Below are 26,058 nucleotides of genomic sequence, written 5' to 3'. Positions count from 1 at the left end.
CCCGGGTGCGACCCTAGATCGGCGCTGCAATGACCGATCCCAATGCCCCGACGCGCTTCAACGAGGAAAAAGCGACCTACGCCGTGCGCGGTGCCGACGCGCCCGATCTGGAGGCGGGCGTCGCGGCGATCCGCAATGTGCTGAAAACGCTGCCGGCGCGGCCCGGCGTGTATCGCATGCTCGATGCGCGCGGCGATGTGCTTTACGTCGGCAAGGCGCGCGCGCTGAAGAACCGCGTGACCAATTACACCCAGGTCGAGCGCCTGCCCAAGCGGCTCCAGCGCATGGTCGCGCAAACGCGCGCGATGACGATCGTCACCACCAATAACGAGGCGGAAGCGCTGCTGCTCGAGGCGCAGCTGATCAAGCGCTATCGCCCGGCGTACAACGTGCTGCTGCGCGACGATAAGTCGTTTCCGTTCATCCTGCTCCGCGCCGATCACGAATTTCCGCGCATCCAGAAGCATCGCGGCGCGCGGCGGATCAAAGGGGACTATTATGGCCCGTTCGCCAGCGCTGGATCGGTCAACACCACGCTGAACGCGCTGCAAAAGCTGTTTTTGCTGCGGAGTTGCACCGACGGCTTCTTCAAGACGCGCGACCGGCCGTGCCTGCTCTATCAGATCAAGCGCTGCTCGGCGCCGTGCGTCGGGCGGATCGACGCGGCGGGCTATGCCGAGCTGGTGAGTGATGCCAAGGATTTCCTGGCGGGCAAGTCGACGCAAGTGCAGGCCAAGCTCGGCGCGCAGATGCAGGCGGCCGCCGAAGCGATGGATTTCGAGCTCGCCGCGATTCTGCGCGACCGGTTGCGCGCGCTGACCTTCATCCAGGGCAGCCAGGCGATCAATGCGGAAGGCGTGGGCGACGCCGACATCTTCGCGCTCGCCGCTAAGCAGGGGGTGATGGGCATCCAGGCGTTCTTCATTCGCGGCGGGCAGAATTGGGGGCATCGCAGCTTCTTCCCCGCCCACACCGCCGATGTGCCCGAGGAGGAAGTGCTGACCAGTTTCCTCACCCAATTTTACGAGGAAGTGCCACCCGCGAAGAATGTGTTCGTCGATCGCGAGCTGCCCGAGGCGGCGCTGCTGACCGAAGTGTTGAGCACCCAGGCGGGGCGGCGCGTCGAGCTGTCGGTCCCGCAGCGCGGCACGCGCCGGCGGCTGCTCGACCAAGCCAAGCGCAATGCCAAGGAAGCGCTCGACCGGCGGCTGGCGGAGTCGACGACGCAGGCCAAGCTGCTGCGCGAAGTCGCCGAGCTGTTCGAGCTGCCCGAACCGCCGCAGCGCATCGAAATCTACGACAACAGCCACATCCAGGGCACCAATGCGCTGGGGGCGATGGTCGTCGCCGGGCCCGAGGGGTTCCGCAAGGGCCAGTATCGCAAGTTCAACATGAAGCGCGCCGAGACCGTGGCGGGCGACGATTACGGCATGATGCGCGAGATGTTCCAGCGGCGGTTTGCTCGCGCGCAGGATGAGGATCCCGATCGCGAGGATTGGCCCGATCTGGTGCTGATCGACGGCGGGCGCGGGCAGTTGAACGCGGTGCGCGAGGCGCTGGAAGAGCTGGGCATCGAGGATGTCTGCTTGGTCGGCATCGCCAAGGGTCCGCATCACGGTCGCGACGGGCGCGAGGTGTTCCACCTGATGGACGGGCGCGAATTCCAGCTGCCGGTCAACGCGCCCGTGCTGTTCTACCTCCAGCGCTTGCGCGACGAGGTCCATCGCTTCGCGATCGGCGCGCATCGGGACAAGCGCGCCAAGGCAATCGGCGCCAGCCCGCTCGATGAAGTGCCCGGCATCGGCCCGGCGCGCAAGAAAGCGCTGTTGATGCACTTCGGCACCGCCCGCGCGGTACGCGGCGCGAGCCTGGAGGATTTGCAGAAAGCGCCGGGGGTATCGGCAGCGGTCGCGCGGCAAGTCTACGATTTCTACCATAGCCGCTAAGGGCACGCTTGCCCCTAGCGGCCATGGCAATCATCAGAAGCGGATGCCGAAGCCCGCCAGCGCGCGATGGCGTGAGGTGTGGTCGTTATATTGCGAAAAGCGATATTCGGTATCGATGAAGAAGTGCTTGCCCAGCGCATATTCGGCGCCGCCGCCAACGGTGAAGCCCTCGCTATTATACCGCTGATAATAGCTGCCGGCGCCGCCGGGCGCGCTGCTGTTGAAGAATTTGCGCTGGTAATTGGTCACGTAGCCGCCTTTGCCGTAGATCAGCAGCGCCGGCGCGACTTGTAAGCCGACGCGCGCGGTGGCGGCGACTTCGCGGAAGCTCTTGGTGCAGGCATTGCCGCCCGATTGCGGCGCGCAAACCTGCGCATCATCGCCGCGATAATAGCTCACTGAAGGCCCGATCACGACCGGGCCGATCTGCCCGTCAAACCCCGCTTCGGCGCCATAGCCGACGCCGTCATGCGTCTTGCCGAGCGCCTGGAAGCGATCATAGGCGACCTGGCCGGCGACGCGAAAGCCCAGGAAGCGCGACCCGTTGGTATCCGATTCGTTTGCGGTGCCCTCAGGCGCGCTCGTGGTGGTGTCGGGCGCGGGCGCAGGGGGAGCGGGTTGATCCTGGGCGAAGGCGGGCGCTGCCGCGATCGATAGGGGCGCGAGCGCGCAGGTGGCGATGAAACGCAGGGTACGCATGGATTAACCTCCGAGAACAGGCCGATTTTCAACGACCGCCCCCGAACCACCGACCGCTTCGATTGGTTCCGCGCTGGTGTCAATTCGTGACACAGCAGCGATTCTTGGCGGCGAGGTGGTGCTTGGCAGCAACAGTTGCGCGCGGCATAACCGCTGCCGGGGTAAAATCCGTTGGGGACGGGGAGTATGGCGTCAGTCGCGGGGGCGTTCGGGTTGGAGCAGCAGCAAGTCGCGCAGCCGGAGCAACGGCGTGGAGCAGCGGCTGCCGAACCACGCCCCGCCAAGATCGCCGATGCCGCATTGCGCGCACTGCAGCACCGCCTGATCCCGGTCGATATCGCGCTCGATGATGCGCTGGCGGGGCGCTTGCCCGTGCTGCCGGTGCTCGATCGGGCGGCACAGGGCTATGCCGTGGCGGGGCTCGCGGTCGAGAAGCTCGACGATCTCGCGACGGCAAGCGGCGGCATGATCGCGGTGGTGCGGCGTCACCATGTCCGCAGCTATGCCGAGCTCGCCGGCGGGTTCGATCGCTATTTCGCGATGCTGCCGCCGCGCACGCGCTCGATGCTCGCTGTGCAGGCGGAACGGATAGCGGCGCTGTCGGGCGGAGCGGTGGCGGTTGCGCGTTTTCATCATGCCGCGGCGGTCGAGCCGTTCCTCGATCAGGTTCATCGGCTGGCGCGGCGCGGGGTGCAGCATCGCGCGCCGGGCGCTCTGGCTGCCGATGCGGATGTCGAGCGCGGTCTTGTCGCCGCCGCCCAGCACAACAAGCTGCGCTGCTGGGTGCTCAGCATCGCGGGCGAGCCGGCAGCTTATCTCCACGCGCGCATTGCCGGCGATACCGTGCGGATCGAGCATTATGGCCAGGATCCCGCCTTTGCCGATCTGGCGCCGCTTGCGGTGCTGCTGCTCGATGCGATCCGCGACTTGTTTGGCGAGGAGCGGTTGCGGCGAGTGGATTTGAGTGCCGCCCGGTCGCGGTTGTTCGACGATCTGGCGACGGGCGGCGTCGCGAGCGTCGATGTCACCTTGCTGCGGCCGTCGCTCGCCAATCGCATCGGCGGGGTAGTGCTGCGCGGTTATGATCGCACCCGGCGCATGCTCGCGCCGCTAGGCGGCATGGTGCGCTTGCCCAATCTGCGTCGGCGCCAGCCGCAGGATTGAGCCCGCGATTTCCGCCGCGCCGGGCGCCGTGCTAGCGCGGCGGCGATGCAGTTTCGCGGTGAAGCCCTGGTCCTCGCGGTTCGTGCGCATGGCGAGCATGGCGCGATCGTCCGCGCGCTGACGCGCGAGCATGGTGTCCAGCCCGGCTATGTTCGCGGCGGCCATTCGCGGCGGCTGCGCCCGGTGCTGCAGCCGGCCAACCGCGTGATCGGCGAATGGCGCGCGCGCACCGAGGAGCAATTGCCGGCGCTGACGGTCGAGCTGATCCACAGCCTGGCCCCGCTCCACGCCGAGCCGCTGCCCGCTGCCGCGCTTGACTGGCTGACCGTGCTGACCGTGGCGGCGCTGCCCGAGGGCCAGGCATTTCCCGCGCTGTTCGACACGCTGGAAGCGGTGCTGGCGGCAGTCGAGGCAGCACCGGCGGCGCGCGGCTGGGCAGCGGCGCTGGCGCGCTATGAGCTGCTGTTGCTCGCTGAGCTGGGCTTCGGGCTCGATCTCAGTCGTTGTGCCGCAACGGGCGCGACCGACGATCTCGACTGGGTCTCGCCCAAAAGCGGCGGGGCGGTGAGCCGCGCGGCGGCAGCGGGGTATGAAGCGCGGCTGTTCCCGCTGCCGGCGTTTCTGCGCGCGGGCGGCGAGGCGGATTGGCCCGATATCCTCGCGGCGCTGGCGATCACCGGGCATTTCCTGGCGCGCGATGTGCTGACCGATCGGCAGGCGGAAATGCTTGTGGCGCGCGCGCGGCTGGTCGATCGGTTGAAACGAGCGGTTGCGTGAGGCGCGTCGCGCTCGCAAAGCGGGTGCAAGGAAAGGGGACCATCGTTTGACCTTGATCGCAATCCTGCCCGGTGACGGCATCGGCCCGGAAGTGACGCACGGCGCGCGCCGCGTGCTTGAGGCGCTGGGGCTCGGCCTCCGCTTCGAGGAAGCCCTTGTCGGTGGCGCGGCGTATCACGCGACCGGGCATCCGCTGCCGCCCGAAACGCTCGATCTGGCGCGCCGCGCCGACGCCATCCTGTTCGGCGCGGTCGGCGATCCCAGCTGTGATGCGCTCCCCCGCGCCCTCCGCCCCGAGCAGGCCATTCTCGGCCTGCGCAAGGAGCTCACGCTCTTCGCCAATCTCCGCCCGGCAAAGATGTTCGCGGGCCTGGAGGATGCCTCGGCGCTCAAGCCCGATGTCGCCGGTGCGATCGACCTGCTCATCGTCCGCGAGCTTAACGGCGACGTCTATTTCGGCGAGAAAGGCCTGCGCACCACGCCCGCGGGCCTGCGCCAGGGCTATGACGTGATGAGCTATGACGAGGCCGAGGTCCGCCGCATCGCCCATGCCGGCTTCCAGGCGGCGGCCAAGCGGCGTGGCCGGCTCTGCTCGGTCGACAAGGCCAATGTGCTGGAAACCTCGCAGCTGTGGCGCGATGTGGTGATCGAGGTCGCCGCTGATTACCCTCAGATCGCGCTCAGCCATATGTATGTCGACAATGCCGCGATGCAGCTGGTGCGCAATCCCGGCCAGTTCGATGTGATCGTGACGGGCAATCTGTTCGGCGACATCTTGTCCGACCAGGCGAGCATGTGCGTGGGGTCGATCGGCTTGCTGCCGTCTGCCTCGCTCGATGCGGCAGGGAAGGGGCTGTACGAGCCGATCCACGGCTCGGCGCCTGACATTGCCGGGCAGGGCAAGGCCAATCCGTGTGCGGCAATCCTCTCGGCGGCGATGATGCTGCGCCATTCGCTGGGCGAGACGGGGGCGGCGGATCGGATCGAAGCGGCGGTGGCGACGGCGCTCTCAGCAGGCGCGCGGACTGCCGATCTGGGCGGCACACTTTCGACCGAGGCGATGACGGAAGCGGTGCTGGCGGCGCTCGCCTAGGGCCAGCTCGCCAGCCACATCCAGCGGAGGAACGCATCCGGCCCCTCCAGCGCCGCAGCGGAGAGGATCGGGTAGAACCACAGGAAAAGCGCGGTGCTCACCGCTACCGCGATCCACCCCAAACGCCGCCGTCCGTCCGGGTCGAGCGCATGCGCCATCCCCGCAATCGCCAGCGGCAGGCACAGGCTGGCGCCGTAATAATAATAGAAAAAGCCGATTTTCTTGGGGATGATGATCCACGGCAGATAGGCGCCCGCCCAGAGCGCCACCGGCGCCAGCAGCGGCCAGGCGCGGCGGCGCGCGCCCTCGATCAGGCCGTAGCCGAGCCCGATCAGCCCGCCCCACATCACCGCCGGATTGCCGAGCATCAGCACGCCGCGCTCGACGCCGTCGACGGGCTCGTAAAGATACCAGATCGGCCGCAGATCGAGCGGCCAGCTCCACCAATTCGATTGATAGGGGTGGCTCGGCATCGGCAGCGTCTGCTCGGCATAGATATCGGCCTGGAACGGGATCAGCGTGGCGAGCGTCAGCGGCTGGTCGGCATAGAAAAAGGCCGGCGCGAAGGTGATGAAATAGGCAAGCACCGCCGGCGCCGCGAACAGAGCGCCCGCCGTGATCGGGCCAAGTCCGCCAAACAACCCGCGCGGCCGCAGCGTCGCCGCGCCCAGCGCCAATCCAGCCAGCCCGAACCACGGCAGCGCCGCCCATTTCGCCGCGACCCCCAGCCCGAACAGCGCGCCGGCGAGCGCCACATAGCGCCCTGCGTTCCGCGCGTGGACGGCGGCGAGCAGCACTGCGATTGCCGCCAGCGCTAGCGCCGCCATCGGCCCGTCGAGCATTGCCAGCCGCGCTTCGACGAACAAAGTGAAGCCGGTCAGCGCGATCAGCGCGCCGACGATCGCCGGCCTCACCTCCCGCCACAGCTGCCAGCCGATCGCGAAAATCGCTATCACCGTCGCCGCGCCGCACAACGTCATCGGCACGCGCCAGCCCCAGGCATTGTCGCCGAACAGCAGGATGCCGGCGGCGATCAGCTCCTTGGCGAACAGCGGATGCTCGATATTGACCGGCCCGGTCAGCGCGAGCAGCGTGCGCGCCGCCGGCACATAATGCGTCTCGTCGAAATAGGGGCGGGGATCGCGCGCCAGCCCATTTAGGAACAGCACTTCCGCCGCCGCGCCGAGCCCGATCATCGGGCGCCAGGGGAAGCGAGCGGGGTCGGCCATGCGACCGCGCTTATCGCCCGGCCAAGATTTGCTGTCACGCCCTATCGCGCTTGGGCATTGACGCGGGCTTGGCGGGCGCGGCAAAGCGGCTCGGATGAAGCGCCGCACCGGACAGGACCGATCGATCACGCAAGCCTGGCGTCCTGCCACCCAAGCGGTGCGCGGCGGCACCGCGCGATCCGAATGGGGCGAGACGTCGGAAGCGCTCTTCCTCACCTCGGGCTATGCTTATGATTGCGCGGGCGACGCCGCCGCGCGCTTTGCCGGCGATCAGATCGGCATGACCTATTCGCGGCTGCAGAACCCGACGGTCGAGATGCTCGAACAACGCATCGCGCTGCTCGAAGGCGCGGAGGCGTGCCGGACGATGGCGACGGGCATGGCGGCGATGACCGCGGCCTTGCTCTGCCAGCTCCAGACCGGCGATCATGTCGTCGCCGGGCGCGCCGCGTTCGGCTCGTGCCGCTGGCTGGTCGATACGCTGCTGCCCAAATTCGGGATTGCGACGACGGTGGTCGATGCGCGCGATCCCCAGGCGTTCATCGATGCGGCGCGGCCTACGACCAAGGTCTTCTTCTTCGAAACGCCGGCCAACCCGACGATGGACGTGGTCGATCTGCAAGCGGTGTGCGACATCGCGCGGGCGCGGGGCATTACGACCGTGGTCGACAACGCCTTCGCCACGCCGGCGCTGCAGCGCCCGCTCGAATTCGGCGCCGATGTGGTTGCTTATTCGGCGACCAAGATGATGGATGGGCAGGGCCGCGTGCTCGCCGGCGCGGTGTGCGGCACCGAGGAGTGGATCACCGGCACATTGCTCCCCTTCACCCGCAACACCGGCCCCACGCTCAGTGCGTTCAACGCCTGGGTGGTGCTGAAGGGGCTTGAAACGCTCGACCTGCGCATCCGCCGCCAGAGCGAGAATGCCGTGAAGGTCGGTCGCTTCATCGAAGGCCGCGTGCCGCGCATCCTCCATCCCGGCCTGCCCAGCCACCCCCAGCACAATCTCGCGAGGAGCCAGATGGCGGCGTGCGGGCCGATCTTCGCGTTCGAGGTCGCCGAAGGGCGCAAGCAGGCGCATGGCCTGCTCGATGCGCTGGGGCTGATCGACATCAGCAACAATATCGGCGATTCGCGCTCGCTGATGACGCATCCCGCCTCCACCACGCATTCGGGCGTCGCCGAGGACAAGCGACTGGAGATGGGCGTGACCGAGAATATGCTGCGCCTCAATGTCGGGCTGGAAGACCCGGAGGACCTGATCGAGGATCTCGATCAGGCGCTGACGGCGGTGGGGCTGTGAAAGCGCTGTTCCCCTTCACTGCCGAAACGCATGGCGTCACCGTGCGCGTGTCGGTCAGCTATCTCGCCGAACAGTCCGAGCCGGATCGCGGCCGCTGGTTCTGGGCGTACCATATTCGCATCGAGAATGAGGGGCCGGTCGCGGTGCAGTTGCTCACCCGGCACTGGATCATCACCGATGGTCGCGGCGCGCGCCATTCGGTCGAGGGCGAGGGCGTGGTCGGCGAGCAGCCGTTGATCCTGCCGGGCGCGAGCTTCGATTATGTCTCGGGCTGCCCGCTGGCGACGCCGACCGGATCGATGCAAGGCAGCTATCACATGATCGACGCCGACGGCGCGGGGTTCGACGTCGCTATCCCGAAATTCGCGCTCGTCGCGCCGGCGGTGGCGAGTTGAAGCGGACCCATCTGCCCTTGAACGGCCTGCGCGTGCTCGATGCCGCCGCGCGGCATTTGTCGTTCACGCGTGCGGCCGATGAGCTAGCGGTCACCCCCGCCGCCGTCGGCCAGCAGATCCGCGCGCTCGAGGAAACGCTGGGCGTCGTCCTGTTCCGCCGCACGACCAAGGGCCTGGAGTTGACGCCCGAGGGCGAAGCGGGGCTGGCGGCGCTGCGCCATGGCTTCCTCCAGTTCGAAGAAGCGGTGCGCGCGATGCAGGCGGGGCAATCGTCCAAATCGCTCACCATCGCCGCGCCGCGCGATCTTATGCACAAATGGCTGATGCCGCGCCTCGCCGAAATCGCGCGCAATGATGGCGAGCTGCGCTTCGTGCTGGTGCCCGCCGACGACGATCTCGATTTCACCGAAGCCAATCTCGATCTTGCGGTGCGCTGGGGCGAGGGGCCGGGCGAGCATGAGGGCGAGGCGCTCGAGTCGGACGGGATGATCACCGTTGAGCGGCCCGGCGGCGGTGTCGATACGCGGATTTCCTGGCCGGGCTGCCTCAACGATCCCGAGGTGTCGCTGGTCCGCGTCGGCGATGCCGGGTTGGCGATCGACGCGGCGGCGGAAGGGCTGGGCCGCGCGACGGTGCCCGAATTGCTGGTCCGCGCCGATCTCGCCGCCGGTCGTGTCGTCGCGATTGGCGAGCCGCGCCCGTATCGGTTCGGCTATTGGCTTGTCGCGCCGCTTCCCCAATGGCGGCAGAAGAAGGTTCGAGCGCTGGTCGATGCGCTGACCGCATGAGCGAGCGCTTCGCAAGCGCCCGGCTCGACATGCGCCCGCAAACCCCCGACGATGCCGAGGCGCTGTTCGAGGCTTATGGCGATATCGAGCTGATGACTTATTGGTCGAGCGCGCCGCATGCCGATGTCGAGCAGACGCGCGCTTATCTCGCCACGCGGTTCAGCCCGACCGGCGGCTATGACCCCAATGCCGATTGGCGCGGCTGGTCGGTCTACCTGAAGGGCGATAATCGCGCGATCGGCACGCTGGCGGCGGGGCTCAAACGCAACGGCGTTGTCGAGATCGGCTATATGGTCGTGCGCCGGCTCTGGGGGCAGGGCTATGCCCGCGAAGGCGTGACGCGGCTGCTCGACTTGCTGTTTGTCGAGGAACGCCGCCGCCGCGTGATGGCCGATACCGACCCGGACAATGCGCCCTCCAACGCGCTGCTCAAATCGCTGGGCTTCACGCTCGAAGGTCATCTCCGCGGCGAGTGGGACACGCATATCGGCATCCGCGACAGCCTGATCTGGGGCTTGTTGCGCGACGAATGGCTGGCGCGGCGTTAGTCGGCTGTAACCGATCAGCGACCTCCTACGAATGCTCCCTCGTCTCACTCTTGGGGGTTCATCATGCCATCTCGTTTTCCCGCGCCCAGCATGGACAGCGCGATCACCGTGCTCCGCTGGTCGCTCGTGTTCATCTTCCTGTTCTTCGGCACCGCCAAGTTCGCGGCTTATGAGGCGGAAGGGGTCGCCAAGATCGCGAGCCATTATCCGCTGTTCGCGTGGATGTACCCGCTCTGGGGTCCCTATGTGGCGAGCAAGGTGATCGGCGTCATCGAGCTATCGACGGCGGCGGCGCTGGCGCTCGGCCAGTGGAACACGCGGATCAGCCTGCTCGGCGGGCTGATGGGCATGGCGACGTTCCTCGTCACCTTGAGCTTCACGCTGGGCGCACCCTTATGGGAAAAGGGATATGGCTTCCCCTTCATCGGCGCGATCGCGCAGTTCCTGTTCAAGGACGCCGGGCTGTTTGCGGCGAGCTATGCGGTCTTTGTATTCTCAGCGCAGCGATTGCGGGCCGCCGACACCTCGGCCGCCTGAATGGTCCAACGGTTTAGTTGCTGGCGGCAGGCTTCGCGGGCGGCGCGTCCACGGAAAGATCGAGCATCTCGATATGGCCGTCGACCGACCGTTGTTGAATGCCCGTCCCCGTGCCTTTTCGCCAGAGCGAGGTAAGGGTGTAGCGTTCGACGCGCGCCACACCAGGGTCATTGGCATCGCGGTCGAGCGGCAGATAGCGGCGGGCGGCGATTGACGCGAGCAGCTGTTTTACCCAGCCCGAATCGTCCAACTTGCTGCTTTTGCGAATAACGTCGGGCTCGCTGACATGGCCGTCTGGTGTTACGAAAAACGCTATGTCGACCCATTGGTCGTCAAAATTTTGCGTTGCCAATTGGTCGAGCTGGGTTTCCCAAGCGCTTCGACCCGCCGGGCTGGTCGGAGCGACACCCTCAATGAAATCAGCTCGCCCGTCCACGCCGCGCGCGCTTTTGCCGATATCGGCGATCGACGGCGCGAAGACCAATACCGGCCGGGACGTTCCCGGCAGCGTCTTGATCGCCTGCTCGACCAGCATCGGGGCGCGGGGATCATGCGCGCGATTGGCCATCTGCGCTTTCAGCAGCAGCGCTGCGCCGACAAATGATTTTTTTTGAGGGTCCTTTTCGGCGATCATCCCGTCCAGAATGCGTTCCGCCTCGGGGCTTAGCTTGCCTTCCTCGCTGCCCTGCTTGTCGAAAAGATTTGCCAGCCGCAGCAAGGCGAGGCCCTCGACATTGGCGACCCCCAACCGCTTGGCGCGATCAGCTGTGTCCTCGTAGATGCGCTGCGCTGTCAGCAGCGCACCCAGCCGCGCCTGCATGTCGCCGATCTCCAGGCGCCCCGCCAAGACACGGGGATCGTCGCCGGGCAGGCCTTGCTTCAGTGCATCAAGGGCGTCGATTGTTTCGATGCGATAGCTCTCCCCTTCGCCCAAATGAGCAGAGACGCGCGCGCTGGCCCGGACCAGACTGGCAACCTGCACGGGGAATTTGCTGGCGAAGCGACGGTCGCGCCCACGCGCGGCGTTCAGCGTGTTGCGGGCACCTCGATAGTCCCCGCTGATGAACTGATTTTCGGCATGGGCGAGGGCAGCGGCGATGTCCTGATCGGGCGGGCAGTGGCGCTCGACGCAGCGTCGCACCGCATCGGCACTGTCCTTCAGCCTGATCGCGGTGACGATAATTGGCTTCTGTGCATTGGTAGCGGCATCAGCCTTGTTCGCCGGTTTGGGCGCGGCAGCTTCCAGATCGGTACCCGCCAGGACGAGCAGTGACGCCAAAAAAAGCATGTCCGTCTCTCCGCTACTTCACCCGCGCATCGTATCATGCGGCCATAACAGCGGCAAGTGAAGGACTTAGGGCGGGCAAGCCCTTATCGCGCCGCGTCTAGCGACCTTGGGTTGGGTAGGTCGGCTCCGGGAAGTTGTTCACACCGAAGGACACACCAAAGGAGCGTTGATCAGGCACATAGAGCGAGCGGTTATCATCGCGGCGCGGGCGATTGACGAAGGCAAGCATCGCACGCGCATCAGCGCGCAGCGCCGGATTTGTGCGATCATCCTGGATCACCTCGAGCAGGGCAAACCTGACCCAACGCTCGTCGCGCGCGATCAGCTGAACATAAGCGGCCTTGACCTTCAGCTCGTTCGCCAATGAGGAGTCGCCCAAGCGCGCTGCGCTGCGCGACAATTGGAGCAGTTGCGCAGACGTGCGATGGATTGTCTCGGCATCCCGCGGCACAAAGTCTCGCTCGACTTGCTGGGCTTCGACCAAAATAGCGCGGCGATCAGTAACGTTGACGGTTGGGTTGGCAGGAGCGGCCAACGCGATTGCCAGGGCGATGCAGGGCAGCATAATATTGTCCCCGCTTGTAAATGCCCTTTACTATCTTATGGCTTGTGAGGGCGAGTCAAGTAGCCGACTTGACTAAAGAATTTACGCGTCGATCGCGTCTTCTTCCACTCGCGCGGCATTTTCCTGGATGAAGGCGAAGCGGTGGGCGGGGTTGTTGCCCATCAGCCGGTCGACCAGGTCTTTTACGCCGGCCCGCGCTTCATATTCTTGGGGCAGGGTGATGCGGATCAGGCTGCGGCTCTTGGGGTCCATGGTGGTTTCGCGGAGCTGGCCGGGGTTCATTTCGCCCAGCCCCTTGAAGCGGCCGACTTCGACCTTCTTGCCCTTGAACTCGGTTGCTTCCAGCTCGGCGCGGTGGGCGTCGTCGCGGGCGTAGAGGCTCTTGGTGCCCGCCGTCAGCCGATAGAGCGGCGGCTGGGCGAGGTAGAGATGCCCCTGGCGGACGATGTCGGGCATTTCTTGGAAGAAGAACGTCATCAGCAGAGTCGCGATATGCGCGCCATCGACATCGGCGTCGGTCATGATGATGACGCGGTCGTAGCGGAGGTTGGCGGGGTCGCAATCCTTGCGGGTGCCGCAGCCGAGCGCCTGCACCAAGTCGGCGATTTCCTGGTTCGCCAATATCTTGGCACTGGTTGCTGAGGCGACGTTCAAGATTTTGCCGCGAATGGGCAGGATTGCCTGGGTCTTGCGATCGCGCGCCTGCTTGGCCGAGCCGCCGGCCGAGTCGCCCTCAACAATGAACAGCTCGGTGCCTTCGGGGCTGTCGGCCGAGCAATCGGTGAGCTTGCCGGGCAGGCGCAGCTTGCGGGCGCTGGTCGCGGTCTTGCGCTTGACGTCGCGCTCGGCCTTGCGGCGCAGGCGCTCGTCCATCCGTTCGAGCACATAGCCGAGCAGCGCTTTGCCGCGCTCCATATTGTCGGACAGGAAATGGTCGAAATGGTCGCGCACCGCGCGCTCGACGAGCGTGGCGGCCTCGGGGCTGGTCAGGCGATCCTTGGTCTGGCTCTGGAATTGCGGATCGCGGATGAAGACGCTGAGCATCAGCTCGCTGCCGGTCATCACGTCTTCGGGCGCGATGTCCTTAGCCTTTTTCTGGCCGACCAGATCGCCGAACGCGCGGATGCCCTTGACGAGCGCGGCGCGCAGCCCCGCTTCGTGGGTGCCGCCATCGGGGGTGGGGATGGTGTTGCAATACCAGCTATAGCTGCCATCGGACCAGAGCGGCCACGCGACCGCCCATTCGACACGGCCCTGGCTGTCCGGGAAGTCTTGGCTGCCGGAGAAGAAATCGGCGGTCGCGCAGTCGCGACCACCAAGCTGTTCGCGCAGATGGTCGGCGAGGCCGCCGGGGAACTGGAACACCGCCTCCGATGGAGTGTCATCGGTGATGATCTCCGGCGCGCATTTCCAGCGGATTTCGACGCCGGCGAACAGATACGCCTTGGATCGGGCCAGCTTGTAAAGCCGCGCCGGCTTGAAGTGCATCTCCGGCCCGAAAATCTCGGTATCCGGCACGAAGCTGACCGAGGTGCCGCGGCGGTTGGGCGTGCCACCGAGATGTTCGATCGGGCCGAGGGTGACGCCGCGCGAGAATTTCTGTCGATATAGCTCACGGTTACGCGCAACTTCTACCACAGTGTCCGAAGACAGCGCGTTGACGACGCTGACGCCCACGCCATGCAGCCCGCCGCTGGTCGCATAAGCCTTGCCGGTGAACTTGCCGCCGGAATGGAGCGTCGAAAGAATGACTTCGAGCGCGCTCTTGTCAGGGAATTTCGGGTGCGGGTCGACCGGGATGCCGCGGCCATTGTCGGTGATGGTCAGGCGGTTGCCGGGCTCCAGCACAACCTCGATCCGCGTCGCATGGCCGGCGACCGCCTCGTCCATGGCATTGTCGAGCACTTCGGCTGCGAGGTGGTGCATGGCGCGCTCGTCGGTGCCGCCGACATACATGCCGGGGCGGCGGCGCACAGGCTCCAGCCCCTCCAGCACTTCGATCGCGCTGGCGTCATACTCGGTCGACGCCTTGGATTGGGAAGCGAACAGATCGTCGGACATGGCGCGGCTATAGGGGGCGGCGAGTCGCACGCGCAAGACGCGTGCTCAACGGCGCTGTGGATGACTGGCCGGTGAGCGCAGCGTTTGCGGCGTGCGTCAGCGCACGCGCGGGCCGCCGAACGGCAGCGGCGGCGGCGGGCGACGATCGCGGCGCGGCAGCTGCGCCTGATAGGCATGGCCGCAATGATCGACGCAATAGGGGAAGCCGGGATTCACCTTCTCGCCGCAGAAATGGAAATCGGGCTCGCCAGGGTGACCGATCGGCCATTTGCAGATGCGGTCATTGAGGTCGAGCAGCGTGGTCTTGCCGGCAATCTCGGGCGAGGGCTTGGCGGGGACGAGCCGGCGCGGTGGCGCGGGCGCGATCGGTGCCTGCTGCTCGCCGGGTGCCTGGCGCAAGAAGCCGCCGGGGCCGACCGAGCGCATGATGACGGTGGGTGCGGCATCGCTCGCCGGTGCGGCTGGCGTCGCCGGGGCAGGCTGCGGCGGCACGGGATTGGCGGCAACGGGCGCGGGTCGCGGTTCGGCCTTAGGCGCCGGTGCCACAGCGGGTTTCGGCGTCGCAGCCTTGGGCGCAACGGGCGGGGGCGCGGCGGCGGGCTTGGCCTCGGGCTCGTTGGGCTTGACCGGGGAAGGGCGCGCCTGAAGGCCCAGGCGATGGGCCTTGCCGATCACCGCGTTGCGGCTCACGCCGCCCAGCGCCTCGGCGATCTGGCTGGCGGTCATGCCTTTTTCCCACATCGTCTTCAGCGTATCGATCCGCTCGTCGGTCCAGCTCATTCACTCTCTTTCACTCTTCAGCCGTCGCGCTTCATGCCTGCTTGGCAGATGGCGCGCCAGCGATTACCGGCGTGGTGATGACTGACCCAGTCCCCAGCACGCCCCGGGCCGCATCGCCCGCAATGATCAGCACCGCACCGGGCGTGCCGGTGATCAAGAGCGTCAATTGGGGCGGGATGCGCACCCTCTATGTGAAGGAGGTGCGCCGCTTCTTCAAGGTCCAGTTGCAGACGATCTGGGCACCGGCGGTGACGACGCTGCTGTTTCTGGTGATCTTCACGGTCGCGAGCGGCGCGCGCCGGCCGGTTTCGGTCGGTGGCGAGACGGTGGCGTTTGCCGATTTCATCGCGCCGGGGCTGATCGTGATGGGCATGCTGCAGAACAGCTTCGCCAATTCGAGCTTTTCGCTGCTCGTCGGCAAGATCCAGGGGACGATCGTCGATTATCTGATGCCGCCCTTGTCGACGGCCGAACTGCTCGTCGCGATGGTCGGCGGCGCGGTGACGCGCGCGGTGCTGGTCGGGCTGGCGGTGTTTCTGGCGATGCAGCTTTGGCCAGGCGTGCACGTGTTTCCGCGCAACATCGGCGCGGTGCTGTGGTTCGGGCTGCTCGGGGCGAGCTTCCTTGCGCTCGTCGGCATCACCACGTCGATGTGGGCGGAAAAGTTCGATCACGCCGCCGCCATCCAGAATTTCCTGATCGCGCCACTGACCTTGCTGTCGGGTACCTTCTATTCGGTCGATCGGCTGGCGCCGGCGTTCCGCGCGTTCAGCCATGTGAACCCGTTTTTCTACATCATCTCGGGCTTTCGCTATGGTTTTCTGGGAGTGAGCGACTCGCCGGTGTGGATCGGCGCGATCGTCGTGTTGGGCTTGGACGTCGTCATGGCAGTGCTGTGCTACACCCTGCTCAGGCGCGGTTGGCGGCTGAAGAGCTAGCCCGAAATCCCGTATCCGTGCCGCAACAATATCAGTTGCTGGTTGAAACCTAATCCGCTAAATCCGCGCCATAACAGGAGGTGGGGATGCGGTTGGGGGTTGTCGCAATACTGGGCGCGCTGGCGGCGATGCTCGCCGGGTGCAGCAGCCCGACCACCACGACCGCCGCGCCGCCGCCGCCAGAAGTCCGCATCGCGACGATCGGCGCGACCGATCAGCCCGCCAGCGTCACCGGCGTCGGCACCGTTGCGCTGCGGCGCGAGGCGCAGCTCGGTTTCACCAGTGCCGGGCGCATCCTGAGCATCGCGGTCAATGAAGGCGATCGCGTCCATGCCGGGCAAGTGCTCGCGTCGCTCGATACGACCACCGTCCGCGCCGACCTCGCCCGCGCCGCGGCCGAGCGCGATCGCGCCGTTGCCGAATATAAGCGCAGTGCCGTGCTGATGGGGCAGGGGTGGATCACCCGCCCCCGCCTGGAAACCGCCAAGGCCGCGCTCGAAGCTGCCGATGCTGCTGTCGCCCAAGCGCGCTTCCAGGCGAGCCACGCGACGATTGTCGCACCCGGCCCGGGCGTCGTACTGTCGCGGCTCACCGAGCCCGGCCAGGTCGTCGCGGCAGGCACGCCAGTGCTCAACGTCGGCGACGAGGCAAGCGGCTATGTGCTGCGCGTGCCGCTCTCCGATCGCGATGCCGCTCGGCTGGTGATGGGCGCGCCCGCGCGCGTGACGCTGGCGGCGCTCGGCGGCGCGACGCTTACCGGCCCGGTGATCGAAATCGGCGGCCGCGCCGACAAAGCGACCGGCACCTTCATCGCCGAAATCCGCTTGCCCGCCGATCCGCGGCTCAAATCGGGGGAAATCGGCGACGCAACCATTACCGCGACCGGCGCCCCCGACCGGCAATTGAGCGTGCCCGCGCCTGCTATTTTCGCCGCGCGCGCCGGCACCGGCTTTGCTTATGTGCTCGATCCGGCGCGGCCGATCGTTCACCTTCGCCAGGTGTCGATCGGCGAGGCGACTGATGACGGTATCCGCGTGCTCGTCGGCCTGTCGCCGGGCGAGCGTGTCGTCACCTCGCGCGTCGATCGGCTCAAGGACGGGATGACCGTCCGCGTCATCGGGCCAGCTAAGTGAACCTTACCGCGCTGGCCGTCCGGCGCTGGCAGCTGACGCTGCTCGTCTTTCTGCTGCTCGTCACGATGGGCGTCTCGGCGTTCCTGTCGATCCCGCGCTCGGTCGATCCGCATTTCCCGGTCCCCAACATCGTCGTCATCGTCAATCTGCCCGGCGCCGACGCCGCCGACATGGAAGAAACCGTCGCCAAGCCGATCGAGGATCAGCTCCAGGGTCTCGACCATGTCCGCGAAATCCGCTCGACCTCGACCGACGGCTCGGCGAGCGTAGTAATCGAGTTCGAGCACGGCACCGATGCCGAGCAATCGCTCGACCGGGTGGTGCGCGAAGTCGGCTCGATCCGCGATCAGCTGCCGCAGGGCATCCGCCAGATAACCTATCGTCGCTTCCGCACCACGGAAGCTGGCGTGCTGCAGCTCGCGCTGGTCAGTGATACCGCCGATTGGCTGCGGATGAACAAATACGCCAAGGATTTGCACGACAAGCTCAACGTCGTCCCCGGCGTGCGTGCGACAGTGATCGACGGCGCGGCGAGCCCGGAAGTGCGCGTCGCGGTGGATAGTGGGCGATTGTCGGAGGCGCGGCTGCCGGCCTCGGCGGTGTCGAACGCCATCCAGCAAGGCGGCATCGATGCGCCGGCGGGCACGGTGACGGGCGGCGGCCGGCGCTTCAACCTCGATGCCGGCGGCGCGTATCGCTCGCTCGACGCCATCCGCGCCATCCCCTTGCGCGCCAGCGACGGGCGGCTGGTGCGGGTGGGCGACGTCGCCAATGTGAGCTGGGGGATTGCCGAGCAGCTCCACATCGCGCGCTTCAACGGCCATCGCGCGCTGTTCGTGACGGTGAAGCAGAAGGACGAGGTCGACGCGGCAACGCTGCGCAAGGCATTGGTCGATGCGGTGGAGGCGTTCCGCCCCAATCTGCCGCCCGACATCAAGCTGGAAGTGGCGTTCGACCAGACGCAGGACATTGCCCGACGCCTCAACCAGCTCGGCCGCGATTTCGGCATCGCGCTGGCGCTGGTGCTCGTCACGCTCTTCCCGCTCGGCTTCCGCCCCTCGCTGATCGTGATGATCTCGATCCCGTTGAGCCTGGCGATGGGCGTGCTGTGGCTGGCGCTGCTCGGCTATTCGCTCAACCAGATCAGCGTGTCGGGCTTCATCCTGTCGCTCGGCCTGCTCGTCGACGATTCGATCGTGGTGACCGAGAATATCGAGCGCCACATTCGCGATGGCGACACGCCGGTCGACGCCGCGATCAACGCGACGCGCGAAATCGGCGCGGCGGTGCTGGGGGCGACGGGGGTGCTGATCTTCGCTTTCCTGCCGCTCGCCTTCCTGCCCGAAGGGTCGGGCGATTTCGTGCGCGGTCTGCCCGTGTCGGTGATGGTCACGGTGGCGAGTTCGCTCGCCGTGTCGCTGACGATCATCCCCTTCGTCGCCAGCCGCTTGCTGCGCCCGCACCACCAGCCCAATCGCGCGCTGCAACTGGTGATGGCGGGCATCCACCGCCTCTACGCGCCGGTGCTCCACGGCGCGCTCAACCGGCCGCTGCTATGGTTCTGGGGGGCGCTGGCGCTGTGCATCGGCGCGTTCGCTTTGGTGCCGGTGCTCGGCTTCAGCCTGTTTCCGCCTGCCGAGACGCCCTATTTCGTCGTCCGCGTCGAAACCCCGCAAGGCAGCAGCCTCGCCGCGACCGATCATGCCGTCCGTGATGTCTCCGCCATCATCGCGCAGGAACATGGCGTGGTCACGCGGATGGACAATGCCGGGCGCGGCAACCCGCAGATCTTCTACAACACGCCGCAGCAGGAGCTGAACGCGCGCTATGGTGACATTTTCGTCACGCTCGACAAGTGGGACCCGGCGAGCTCGCCCCAGCAGATCGAGCGGTTGCGGGCACGGCTGAACCGCTATCCCGATGCACGCGTGACCATCAAGATTTTCGAGAATGGCCCTGGCGTCCAAGCGCCTGTCGAGGTCCGCATCAGCGGCCGCAATCTGGCGGAACTCAAGCGCTTGTCGGACGAGGTGGTTGCGCAAATGCAGCAGGTCGATGGGCTGCGCGATATCGATAGCCCGATCGCTTATGACCGCGTCGACATGGATTTGGGGCTGGACGAGGCCAAGGCGGCGCTGCTCGATGTGGCACCGGGCGAGGCACGCCGCGCGCTGCGGCTCGCGATCAGCGGCGAGCAGGCAAGCCGGCTGCGCGACAGCGAGGGCGATAGCTGGCCCGTCACCGTGCGCCTGCCGCTCGGCGATACCCAGCCGATTTCGGTCTTGAGCCATGTTTATGTGCCGACGCTCGCCGGCGGCAGCGTGCCCTTGCTGTCGATCGCGCAGCCGCATTTGAAAAGCGTGCCGCCCGAAATCACGCGCTACAAGCTCAAGCGCACGGTCACGGTGACGGCGTTCAACAAATCGGGCTATCTCACCTCGAAGCTGACGACCGAGGTCGTGAAGCGGCTGAAGAATATCGCGCTTCCCGATGGCTACAGCTTCAGCCTGGGTGGCGAGGCAGAGTCGGCGCAGCGCAATTTCTCCGGCCTTGGGCCGATCATCCTGCTCGCGACCTTCGGCATCATCGGTGTGCTGGTGCTGGAGTTCGGGCGGTTCCGCGAGACCGCGGTCGTCGCCGGCGTCATCCCGCTCGGCACGTTCGGCGGGCTGATCGCGCTGTTCCTGACCGGCAACTCGCTGAGCTTCCTCGCGATCATCGGCTTCGTCGCGCTGATCGGCATCGAGATCAAGAATTCGATCCTACTCGTCGATTTCACCACCCAATTGCGCGAGCGGGGCATGGCGTTGCGCGAAGCGATCGAACGCGCGGGCGAAATCCGCTTCCTGCCGGTGCTGCTCACGTCCGTCACCGCGATCGGCGGCCTGCTGCCGCTCGCGGTCGGCGGCTCGGCGCTCTATTCGCCGCTCGCCTGGGTGATCATCGGCGGGCTGGTGAGCTCGACCCTGCTCAGCCGCATCGTGACGCCGGTCATGTACCTGCTAGCGGTGCGTCGGAGCGAGCCGACGCATGGTGTTGCACTCCCCGTCACCACCCCGTAAAAAGCGCCTCCAGGCGGCCGCTGGGGTCGCCTTTTTGCGTTAGGGAGCTTTTCCGATGCCGATCACCCCGCTGATGCCTGTCTATCCCCGGAGCGGGGTGCGGCCGGTGCGAGGCGAGGGCGCGTATCTGATCGGCGAGGACGGCCAGCGCTATCTCGATTTTGCCAGCGGCATCGCGGTCAATTGCCTCGGCCATGGCCATCCGCGTTTGGTGCAGGCGATTGCCGACCAGGCGGCGGCGCTGATGCACGTCTCAAACCTCTACGGTAGCCCACAGGGCGAGGCGCTGGCGCAGCGCATCGTCGACATCAGTTTCGCCGACACGGTGTTCTTCACCAATTCGGGCACCGAGGCGATCGAATGCGCGATCAAGACGGCGCGGCGCTATCACTTCGCCAATGGCCAGCCGCAGCGGCACAAGCTGATCACCTTCAACAACGCCTTTCACGGCCGCACGATGGGCGCGATCAGCGCGACCAACCAGGCCAAGATGCGCGACGGCTTCGAGCCTTTGGTGCCGGGCTTCGCTTATGCGCCGTTCAACGATCTCGACGCCGCGCTGGCGCTGATCGACGATACGACTGCCGGTTTCCTGGTCGAGACGATCCAGGGCGAGGGCGGCATTTCGGTCGGCAGCCCCGAGTTCATCACCGGTCTGCGCAAGGCCGCCGATGAGCACGGCCTGCTGCTTGTGCTCGATGAGGTCCAGTGCGGATATGGCCGCACCGGCAAGATGTGGGCGTACGAGCATTACGGCATCGAGCCCGACATCATGTCGGTCGCCAAGGGCATTGCCGGCGGCTTCCCGCTCGGCGCGTGCCTGGCGACCGAGGAAGCCGCCAAGGGCATGGTGATCGGCACGCATGGCTCGACCTATGGCGGCAATCCGCTGGCGATGGCGGCGGGTATGGCGATCCTCGACGTGATGGGCGAGCCGGGCTTTCTCGATCATGTGACCGCGATGGGCGATCGGCTGCGCGCGGCGCTCGAGCAGATGATCCCCAATCACGATCACTTGTTCGAAAGCGTGCGCGGCAAAGGGCTGATGATCGGCCTGAAGCTGAAGGACGGCGTCACGCCACGCGATTTCGTCGCGCATGCCCGCGACAATCACCAACTGCTGACGGTGGCGGCCGGCGACAATGTCGTCCGCATCCTGCCGCCGCTGGTGATCGACGAAAGCCACATCGCCGAGGCGATCGAAAAGCTGAGCGAGGCGGCGCGGGCCTATGTGCCTGCCGAGGCAGCGTGAGGGCTAACCAAATCCTCCCCCATGGGGGGAGGTGGCAGCCGCGCCAGCGGCTGACGGCGGGGGTGGAGGCCCAGCGATCGTCGCTCGCGGCTAACCCCCTCCACCACTTCGTGGTTCCCCTCCCCCGGCGGGGGAGGATTTAGCGGTGCGCCACTTCCTCAACCTCAGCGATGCGGGCGGCGACGCCATCGCCGCAATGATCAACGACGCTATCGATCGCAAGGCGGCGCGCGCCGGCTGGCCCAAGGGGCGCCCAGATGCTGACGCGCCGCTGGCCGGGCATGTGCTGGCGATGGTGTTCGAGAAGAACTCGACCCGCACCCGCTTCAGCTTCGACATGGCGATGCGCCAGCTTGGCGGCACCACGATTGTGGCCGAGGCGGGCAGCATGCAGCTCGGCCGCGGTGAGACCATCGCCGATACCGCGCGCATCCTGTCGGGCTATGTCGACGCGATCATGATCCGCACAGATGATCACGCCAAGGTCGAGGAAATGGCGGCTTGTGCCAGCGTGCCGGTGATCAACGGCCTGACCGATTATTCGCACCCCTGCCAGATCGTCGCCGACCTGCTGACCATCATCGAAAGCGGCAGGGCGCTGCCGGGGCTGAAAGTCGCTTGGCTGGGGGATGGCAACAACGTGCTGACCTCGATCGTCGAGGCGGCCGGGCTGATGCAGTTCGACGTCACCGCCGCTTGCCCGCAGGGTTTTCAGCCCGCCGATGAGGCAATCGCGCTCGGCAAGGGTCGGGCGCGCTGCGTCTCGAGCCCGCAGGAAGCGGTCGAGGGCGCCGACATCATCGTCACCGATACCTGGATTTCGATGGGTCAGGCGCATGCCGACACCAAGCTCGCCGCGTTGATGCCGTATCAGGTCACGCCCACGCTGATGGCGGCAGCCAAGGCGGACGCGAAATTCCTCCACTGCCTGCCTGCGCATCGCGGCGAGGAAGTGGTTGCGGAGGTGATCGACGGCCCGCAGTCGCTGATCTGGCACGAGGCGGAAAACCGCCTGCATGCGCAGAAGAGCATTCTGCGCTGGTGCTTCGGGCAGATCGGGTGAGTTGAACGGGCCGATAGAGAGCCTATCTTCGGCGCTTTCCGTTGCACTTCCTGCAGCAATGACCCGTCATGCCGGACTTGTTCCGGCATCCACCGCGCCATTGCTTGCAGCGATTGCGATGGCGGCACCGTGGACCCCGGCACAAGGCCGGGGTGACGAAAAGGATTGCGCGCGTCACGCTCGCTGACGGGATGATAGGATGACCATGGACACCACCCCCAATCTCGACATCGCGCTCGGCTTCACCATCCCCGATCGGCACGCGCGCGGCCGGTTCGTGCGGATGGGGCCGGTGCTCGACGAGATATTGTCGAAGCACGCTTACCCGCCGGCGATCGAAAAGCTGCTCGCCGAAGCGCTGACCGTCACCGCGCTGATCGGCTCGACGCTCAAGGATGCGGGCGGCCAGCTCACGCTGCAGACGCAATCGGAAACCGGCGTCGTCCGCTTGCTGGTCTGCGATTTCAAGGGCGGCGAGGTGCGCGGCTATGTCGAGTTCGACGCTGACCGGCTCGCCACCGCCCCCGCCGAGCCGACGCTGTTCGCGCTGTTCGGCCAGGCGTATCTGACGATCACCTTCGATCAGGCGCTGACCGGCGAGCGCTACCAGGGCATCGTGCCCTTGGACGGCGATACGCTGGCCGAAGCGGTGCAGAGCTATTTCGTCCAGTCCGAGCAACTGCCGACGCTGGTGCGAGTCGGCATGCGCAAGCACGCCAATGGCCATTGCATCGTCGGTGGGCTGTTCCTCCAGCATTTGCCGGAGGGCGAAGAAGGGCGCGAGCGGCTGCACACTCGGCTCGACCATCCCGAATGGCAGCATGTCGAAGCACTTGGCGCGACGATCGAGGCAGATGAACTGACCGATGCCGACGCGACGCTGGAGACGCTGATCTGGCGCTTGTTCAACGAGGAGGGCGAAGTGCGCGTGCTCACCGCTTTGCCGTTGGCGCGCGGCTGCCGGTGCACGGCGGATTATATCGCGCAGGTGATCTCGAAATTTCCGATCGAGGAACGGCGCGCCATGGCTGACGAAAATGGCGTGATTACCGTCGATTGCGCGTTCTGCGCGACCAAATTTCCGTTTCCGGTGACTGATCTCGCCGCGTAACGGTCATTGCTAAACCGCTCGCGATACCCCATGATATAAGGTGACGGGATAGAACAACGTCGCGCCGTCGCATGTTACCCCGGGCGAGCTGATTGGGGGCTCGCCGGTTGAGTGCAGGAGCGGCAATGATGATCAGGCAAGGGCGAATGGGTTTGAGCGAGCGCCGCGTCGCGCTGGCGGGCGCTGCTTTGGCGGCGCTGACCGCCGCCGCGCCGCTTCATGCGCCGATGCTCGCCGTGATGCGGGCGATCGAGCCGGGCCAGTGGGAATTGCGCGAAGTCGGCTCGTCGGCGGCACCCCATCTGATGTGCCTGATCAGCGCCGATCAGCTGATCCAGCTGCGCCATGCGACCGCAAGCTGCACGCGCTATGTCGTCGAGGACAAGCCCGAGACCGCGACGGTCAATTATAATTGCCAGGGCGCGGGCAGCGGCCGCACCACGATCTCAATCGATACGCCGCGCCAGTTCCGCCTGCAGACGCAAGGGATCGCGCAGGCCGCGCCGTTCGATCTCGATTATGCCGGCAAGCGGGTCGGCGCCTGCCAGACGACGAGCCGTTAACCGCGGCTTTACCGGTGTTTGCTAGGGAGGGTGACGTGTCTTCTTGGGCACGCTTTCCTCCCATGGCTTCTTGAAAGAAGCTAACTGGGCCGCCTCCTTCAAAAGGGGCGGCCCGCTTCTTTTGTGGCCGTGATTGGCGGACCACTCAAAATCCTCCCCCGCCGGGGGAGGTGGCAGGCGGAGCCTGACGGAGGGGGCAGCCCCCTTACGCGCCATGGGCATTCCTCCCCCTTCACCAGCTTCGCTGGTCCCCTTCCCCCGAAGGGGTAGGATTGATTGGTGACACCGGTTGCACCCGTCGCCCCTAGCCATTAGCTCGCGCAGCGATGACTATACCCCAATCCCTTGCCGTCGCGCTCGTGTCCGGCGGGCTCGACTCGATGGTCTCCGCGGCGCGCGCGCGCGAGGAGGGCCATCAACTCCTCGCGCTGTCGATCGATTACAACCAGCGCCATCGCGTCGAGATTGCGGCGGCGCGGCGGATCGCGGCGGCGCTCGGTGCGGTCGAGCACATCGTGCTGCCGATCGATTTGTCGGCGTTCGGCGGATCGGCGCTGACCGACGATATCGCGGTGCCCAAGGATGGCGTCGGGCCGGGCATCCCGGTGACGTATGTGCCGGCGCGCAACACGATTTTCTTGAGCCTGGCGCTGGGCTGGGCAGAAGCGGCGGGCGCGAGCGACCTCTATATCGGCGTCAACGCGCTCGATTATTCGGGCTATCCCGATTGCCGGCCCGAATTCATCGCCGCGTTCGAAGCGATGGCGAAGCTGGCGACGCGCGCCGGCGTGGAAGGCGCGCCGTTCCGCATCCACGCGCCGCTCCAGCACATGACCAAGGCGGAGATCGTCAAGGAAGCCGCCCGCCTCGGGCTCGATGCGGGGATGAGCTGGTCCTGCTACGATCCCGCGCCGGGCGCGCTGCATTGCGGGCTGTGTGATAGTTGCCGGCTGCGGCAACGCGGTTTCGAGGAAGCGGGCGTTCCCGATCCGACCGTCTACGCCGCGCACCCCTGAGCCGCCGGATGAGCTACGCCGTCAAAGAGATGTTCCTGACATTGCAGGGCGAAGGCGTGAATGCCGGGCGCCGCGCGGTGTTCGTCCGCTTTGCCGGGTGCAATTTGTGGTCGGGGCGCGAGGCGGATCGGGCGAGCGCGGTCTGCCGTTTCTGCGATACCGATTTCGTCGGCACTGATGGCGATGGCGGCGGCCGTTTCGCCGATGGCGGCGCGCTGGCGGCAGCGGCGGTGGCGCTGTGGGGCGCGGGTAGGGCCGATCGCTTCGTCGTGCTGACCGGGGGCGAGCCAATGCTCCAGGTCGATGATGCGCTGGTCGAGGCGCTGCACGCCGCCGGCTTCGAAATCGCCATCGAAACCAATGGCACGCTTCCCGTTCACCCCGGTATCGACTGGGTGTGCGTCAGCCCCAAGGCTGGCAGCGTCGTCGTCCAGCAAGCGGGCGATGAACTGAAGTTGGTCTGGCCGCAACCGGGCAGCGATATCGACGCGATCGAGCGCTGGGATTTCCGCCACTGGCTGATCCAGCCGATGGACAGCCCGACCGCCGAGCAGAACCGCCAGGCCGCGATCGATCTGGTGCTGGAACGCCCGCGCTGGCGCCTCAGCCTGCAGACGCACAAGCTGTTGGGGTTGCGGTAGCGAGGACCTCCCAACCGTCATCCCAGCGAAAGCTGGGATCGCTGGCAGAAAAGTCCGTCGCTATCGGCAAGCGATGCCAGCTTGCGCTGGCATGACGTTAGTCGCG

24 protein-coding genes are annotated in these 26,058 nt (G+C 66.4%); 18 read left to right on the top strand and 6 right to left on the bottom strand.

Going from position 1 to position 26,058, the window contains the following annotated elements; genetic code table 11:
* The first annotated feature begins 29 nt into the window (after positions 1–29).
* Positions 30–1,946 carry an excinuclease ABC subunit UvrC gene (gene uvrC / locus ACLB0R_RS02140; protein WP_416641719.1) on the top strand — a complete coding sequence of 639 codons (1,917 nt, stop codon included), beginning with the start codon at positions 30–32 and terminating at the stop codon, positions 1,944–1,946.
* 33 nt (positions 1,947–1,979) lie between these two features.
* Here the strand turns inward: uvrC and ACLB0R_RS02135 are convergent, their stop codons facing one another.
* A complete protein-coding gene (locus ACLB0R_RS02135; RefSeq protein WP_416641717.1) occupies positions 1,980–2,645 on the bottom strand; it encodes an outer membrane protein in 666 nt (221 codons plus the stop codon).
* A gap of 186 nt (positions 2,646–2,831) precedes the next feature.
* Here ACLB0R_RS02135 and ACLB0R_RS02130 point away from each other — a divergent pair, with 186 nt between their 5' ends.
* From ACLB0R_RS02130 to leuB, 3 genes are read left to right on the top strand one after another with little or no spacing between them, the layout of a single operon-like run.
* Positions 2,832–3,809, top strand: coding sequence for a GNAT family N-acetyltransferase (locus tag ACLB0R_RS02130; protein WP_416641715.1), 978 nt, complete (start codon positions 2,832–2,834; stop codon positions 3,807–3,809).
* 45 nt (positions 3,810–3,854) lie between these two features.
* Complete coding sequence (gene recO / locus ACLB0R_RS02125; RefSeq protein WP_416641713.1) at positions 3,855–4,586, top strand: DNA repair protein RecO; 732 nt, start codon at positions 3,855–3,857, stop codon at positions 4,584–4,586.
* Positions 4,587–4,638: 52 nt separating this feature from the next.
* Positions 4,639–5,679 (top strand): 3-isopropylmalate dehydrogenase, encoded by a 1,041-nt coding sequence (gene leuB / locus ACLB0R_RS02120; RefSeq protein WP_416643076.1) that lies wholly within the window; start codon positions 4,639–4,641, stop codon positions 5,677–5,679.
* On the opposite strand, the gene ACLB0R_RS02115 is transcribed toward leuB, so the two are convergent.
* The gene (locus ACLB0R_RS02115) at positions 5,676–6,908 is read right to left on the bottom strand and encodes a glycosyltransferase family 39 protein (RefSeq protein WP_416641711.1); all 1,233 of its coding nucleotides are present in this window, start codon (positions 6,906–6,908) and stop codon (positions 5,676–5,678) included. The two genes, leuB and ACLB0R_RS02115, sit on opposite strands and share 4 nt — an antisense overlap.
* Positions 6,909–7,002: 94 nt before the next feature.
* Here ACLB0R_RS02115 and ACLB0R_RS02110 point away from each other — a divergent pair, with 94 nt between their 5' ends.
* The 5 genes from ACLB0R_RS02110 to ACLB0R_RS02090 all read left to right on the top strand — a co-directional run bounded on the left by ACLB0R_RS02110 (position 7,003) and on the right by ACLB0R_RS02090 (position 10,479).
* Positions 7,003–8,211 (top strand): trans-sulfuration enzyme family protein, encoded by a 1,209-nt coding sequence (locus ACLB0R_RS02110; RefSeq protein WP_416641710.1) that lies wholly within the window; start codon positions 7,003–7,005, stop codon positions 8,209–8,211.
* Positions 8,208–8,606, top strand: a complete 399-nt coding sequence (gene apaG / locus ACLB0R_RS02105; RefSeq protein WP_416641708.1) for a Co2+/Mg2+ efflux protein ApaG — start codon at positions 8,208–8,210, stop codon at positions 8,604–8,606. The genes ACLB0R_RS02110 and apaG overlap by 4 nt, the downstream gene beginning before the upstream one ends.
* Positions 8,603–9,394 carry a LysR family transcriptional regulator gene (locus ACLB0R_RS02100; protein WP_416641706.1) on the top strand — a complete coding sequence of 264 codons (792 nt, stop codon included), beginning with the start codon at positions 8,603–8,605 and terminating at the stop codon, positions 9,392–9,394. The genes apaG and ACLB0R_RS02100 overlap by 4 nt, the downstream gene beginning before the upstream one ends.
* On the top strand, positions 9,391–9,942 hold the full coding sequence (locus ACLB0R_RS02095) for a GNAT family N-acetyltransferase (RefSeq protein WP_416641704.1): 552 nt from the start codon (positions 9,391–9,393) through the stop codon (positions 9,940–9,942). Before ACLB0R_RS02100 ends, ACLB0R_RS02095 begins: the two co-directional genes overlap by 4 nt.
* A 63-nt stretch (positions 9,943–10,005) precedes the next feature.
* Positions 10,006–10,479 carry a DUF417 family protein gene (locus ACLB0R_RS02090; protein ID WP_416641702.1) on the top strand — a complete coding sequence of 158 codons (474 nt, stop codon included), beginning with the start codon at positions 10,006–10,008 and terminating at the stop codon, positions 10,477–10,479.
* 13 nt (positions 10,480–10,492) lie between these two features.
* On the opposite strand, the gene ACLB0R_RS02085 is transcribed toward ACLB0R_RS02090, so the two are convergent.
* The 4 genes from ACLB0R_RS02085 to ACLB0R_RS02070 form a co-directional block, all read right to left on the bottom strand.
* Positions 10,493–11,767, bottom strand: a complete 1,275-nt coding sequence (locus tag ACLB0R_RS02085; protein WP_416641701.1) for a hypothetical protein — start codon at positions 11,765–11,767, stop codon at positions 10,493–10,495.
* A 97-nt stretch (positions 11,768–11,864) separates the two neighbouring features.
* Positions 11,865–12,332, bottom strand: a complete 468-nt coding sequence (locus ACLB0R_RS02080; RefSeq protein ID WP_416641700.1) for a hypothetical protein — start codon at positions 12,330–12,332, stop codon at positions 11,865–11,867.
* A gap of 81 nt (positions 12,333–12,413) precedes the next feature.
* Positions 12,414–14,393: a DNA topoisomerase IV subunit B gene (gene parE, locus ACLB0R_RS02075; protein WP_416641698.1), complete on the bottom strand. Its 1,980-nt coding sequence runs from the start codon at positions 14,391–14,393 to the stop codon at positions 12,414–12,416.
* Positions 14,394–14,489: 96 nt separating this feature from the next.
* Positions 14,490–15,173 carry a GcrA family cell cycle regulator gene (locus ACLB0R_RS02070; protein ID WP_416641697.1) on the bottom strand — a complete coding sequence of 228 codons (684 nt, stop codon included), beginning with the start codon at positions 15,171–15,173 and terminating at the stop codon, positions 14,490–14,492.
* A gap of 122 nt (positions 15,174–15,295) precedes the next feature.
* Here ACLB0R_RS02070 and ACLB0R_RS02065 point away from each other — a divergent pair, with 122 nt between their 5' ends.
* The 9 genes from ACLB0R_RS02065 to queE all read left to right on the top strand — a co-directional run bounded on the left by ACLB0R_RS02065 (position 15,296) and on the right by queE (position 25,952).
* Positions 15,296–16,111, top strand: coding sequence for an ABC transporter permease (locus ACLB0R_RS02065; protein WP_416641695.1), 816 nt, complete (start codon positions 15,296–15,298; stop codon positions 16,109–16,111).
* A gap of 86 nt (positions 16,112–16,197) precedes the next feature.
* On the top strand, positions 16,198–17,244 hold the full coding sequence (locus ACLB0R_RS02060; protein WP_416641694.1) for an efflux RND transporter periplasmic adaptor subunit: 1,047 nt from the start codon (positions 16,198–16,200) through the stop codon (positions 17,242–17,244).
* Complete coding sequence (locus ACLB0R_RS02055) at positions 17,241–20,306, top strand: efflux RND transporter permease subunit (RefSeq protein WP_416641692.1); 3,066 nt, start codon at positions 17,241–17,243, stop codon at positions 20,304–20,306. Before ACLB0R_RS02060 ends, ACLB0R_RS02055 begins: the two co-directional genes overlap by 4 nt.
* Positions 20,307–20,361: 55 nt before the next feature.
* Positions 20,362–21,558 (top strand): aspartate aminotransferase family protein, encoded by a 1,197-nt coding sequence (locus tag ACLB0R_RS02050; protein ID WP_416641691.1) that lies wholly within the window; start codon positions 20,362–20,364, stop codon positions 21,556–21,558.
* Between the two features lie 145 nt (positions 21,559–21,703).
* Positions 21,704–22,621, top strand: a complete 918-nt coding sequence (gene argF / locus ACLB0R_RS02045) for an ornithine carbamoyltransferase (RefSeq protein WP_416641690.1) — start codon at positions 21,704–21,706, stop codon at positions 22,619–22,621.
* A gap of 199 nt (positions 22,622–22,820) precedes the next feature.
* Complete coding sequence (locus ACLB0R_RS02040; protein ID WP_416641689.1) at positions 22,821–23,732, top strand: Hsp33 family molecular chaperone HslO; 912 nt, start codon at positions 22,821–22,823, stop codon at positions 23,730–23,732.
* Between the two features lie 125 nt (positions 23,733–23,857).
* Entirely contained in the window at positions 23,858–24,295 is a 438-nt protein-coding gene (locus tag ACLB0R_RS02035) for a DUF3617 domain-containing protein (protein WP_434953682.1), read from the top strand.
* 326 nt (positions 24,296–24,621) lie between these two features.
* The gene (queC, locus tag ACLB0R_RS02030) at positions 24,622–25,311 is read left to right on the top strand and encodes a 7-cyano-7-deazaguanine synthase QueC (RefSeq protein ID WP_416641686.1); all 690 of its coding nucleotides are present in this window, start codon (positions 24,622–24,624) and stop codon (positions 25,309–25,311) included.
* Between the two features lie 8 nt (positions 25,312–25,319).
* Positions 25,320–25,952 carry a 7-carboxy-7-deazaguanine synthase gene (gene queE / locus ACLB0R_RS02025; protein ID WP_416641685.1) on the top strand — a complete coding sequence of 211 codons (633 nt, stop codon included), beginning with the start codon at positions 25,320–25,322 and terminating at the stop codon, positions 25,950–25,952.
* The last annotated feature ends 106 nt before the right edge of the window (positions 25,953–26,058 follow it).

Origin of the sequence: Sphingomonas sp. GlSt437, assembly GCF_048015635.2 — a bacterium.
Classification (GTDB): domain Bacteria; phylum Pseudomonadota; class Alphaproteobacteria; order Sphingomonadales; family Sphingomonadaceae; genus Sphingomonas.
Note: the sequence above shows the minus strand (reverse complement) of the source record. Positions and strands in the feature narration are given on the sequence as shown.

Coding starts and splice junctions, on each gene's coding strand:
- ACLB0R_RS02085 (WP_416641701.1), bottom strand. CDS start 11,767: ATGCTTTTTTTGGCGTCACTGCTCGTCCTGGCGGGTACCGATCTGGAA.
- ACLB0R_RS02080 (WP_416641700.1), bottom strand. CDS start 12,332: ATGCTGCCCTGCATCGCCCTGGCAATCGCGTTGGCCGCTCCTGCCAAC.
- queC (WP_416641686.1), top strand. CDS start 24,622: ATGACTATACCCCAATCCCTTGCCGTCGCGCTCGTGTCCGGCGGGCTC.
- ACLB0R_RS02065 (WP_416641695.1), top strand. CDS start 15,296: ATGATCAGCACCGCACCGGGCGTGCCGGTGATCAAGAGCGTCAATTGG.
- ACLB0R_RS02060 (WP_416641694.1), top strand. CDS start 16,198: ATGCGGTTGGGGGTTGTCGCAATACTGGGCGCGCTGGCGGCGATGCTC.
- ACLB0R_RS02110 (WP_416641710.1), top strand. CDS start 7,003: ATGAAGCGCCGCACCGGACAGGACCGATCGATCACGCAAGCCTGGCGT.
- ACLB0R_RS02095 (WP_416641704.1), top strand. CDS start 9,391: ATGAGCGAGCGCTTCGCAAGCGCCCGGCTCGACATGCGCCCGCAAACC.
- ACLB0R_RS02070 (WP_416641697.1), bottom strand. CDS start 15,173: ATGAGCTGGACCGACGAGCGGATCGATACGCTGAAGACGATGTGGGAA.
- ACLB0R_RS02115 (WP_416641711.1), bottom strand. CDS start 6,908: ATGGCCGACCCCGCTCGCTTCCCCTGGCGCCCGATGATCGGGCTCGGC.
- queE (WP_416641685.1), top strand. CDS start 25,320: ATGAGCTACGCCGTCAAAGAGATGTTCCTGACATTGCAGGGCGAAGGC.
- ACLB0R_RS02035 (WP_434953682.1), top strand. CDS start 23,858: ATGATGATCAGGCAAGGGCGAATGGGTTTGAGCGAGCGCCGCGTCGCG.
- ACLB0R_RS02130 (WP_416641715.1), top strand. CDS start 2,832: ATGGCGTCAGTCGCGGGGGCGTTCGGGTTGGAGCAGCAGCAAGTCGCG.
- ACLB0R_RS02135 (WP_416641717.1), bottom strand. CDS start 2,645: ATGCGTACCCTGCGTTTCATCGCCACCTGCGCGCTCGCGCCCCTATCG.
- ACLB0R_RS02090 (WP_416641702.1), top strand. CDS start 10,006: ATGCCATCTCGTTTTCCCGCGCCCAGCATGGACAGCGCGATCACCGTG.
- recO (WP_416641713.1), top strand. CDS start 3,855: ATGCAGTTTCGCGGTGAAGCCCTGGTCCTCGCGGTTCGTGCGCATGGC.
- ACLB0R_RS02050 (WP_416641691.1), top strand. CDS start 20,362: ATGCCGATCACCCCGCTGATGCCTGTCTATCCCCGGAGCGGGGTGCGG.
- parE (WP_416641698.1), bottom strand. CDS start 14,393: ATGTCCGACGATCTGTTCGCTTCCCAATCCAAGGCGTCGACCGAGTAT.
- uvrC (WP_416641719.1), top strand. CDS start 30: ATGACCGATCCCAATGCCCCGACGCGCTTCAACGAGGAAAAAGCGACC.
- ACLB0R_RS02040 (WP_416641689.1), top strand. CDS start 22,821: ATGACCATGGACACCACCCCCAATCTCGACATCGCGCTCGGCTTCACC.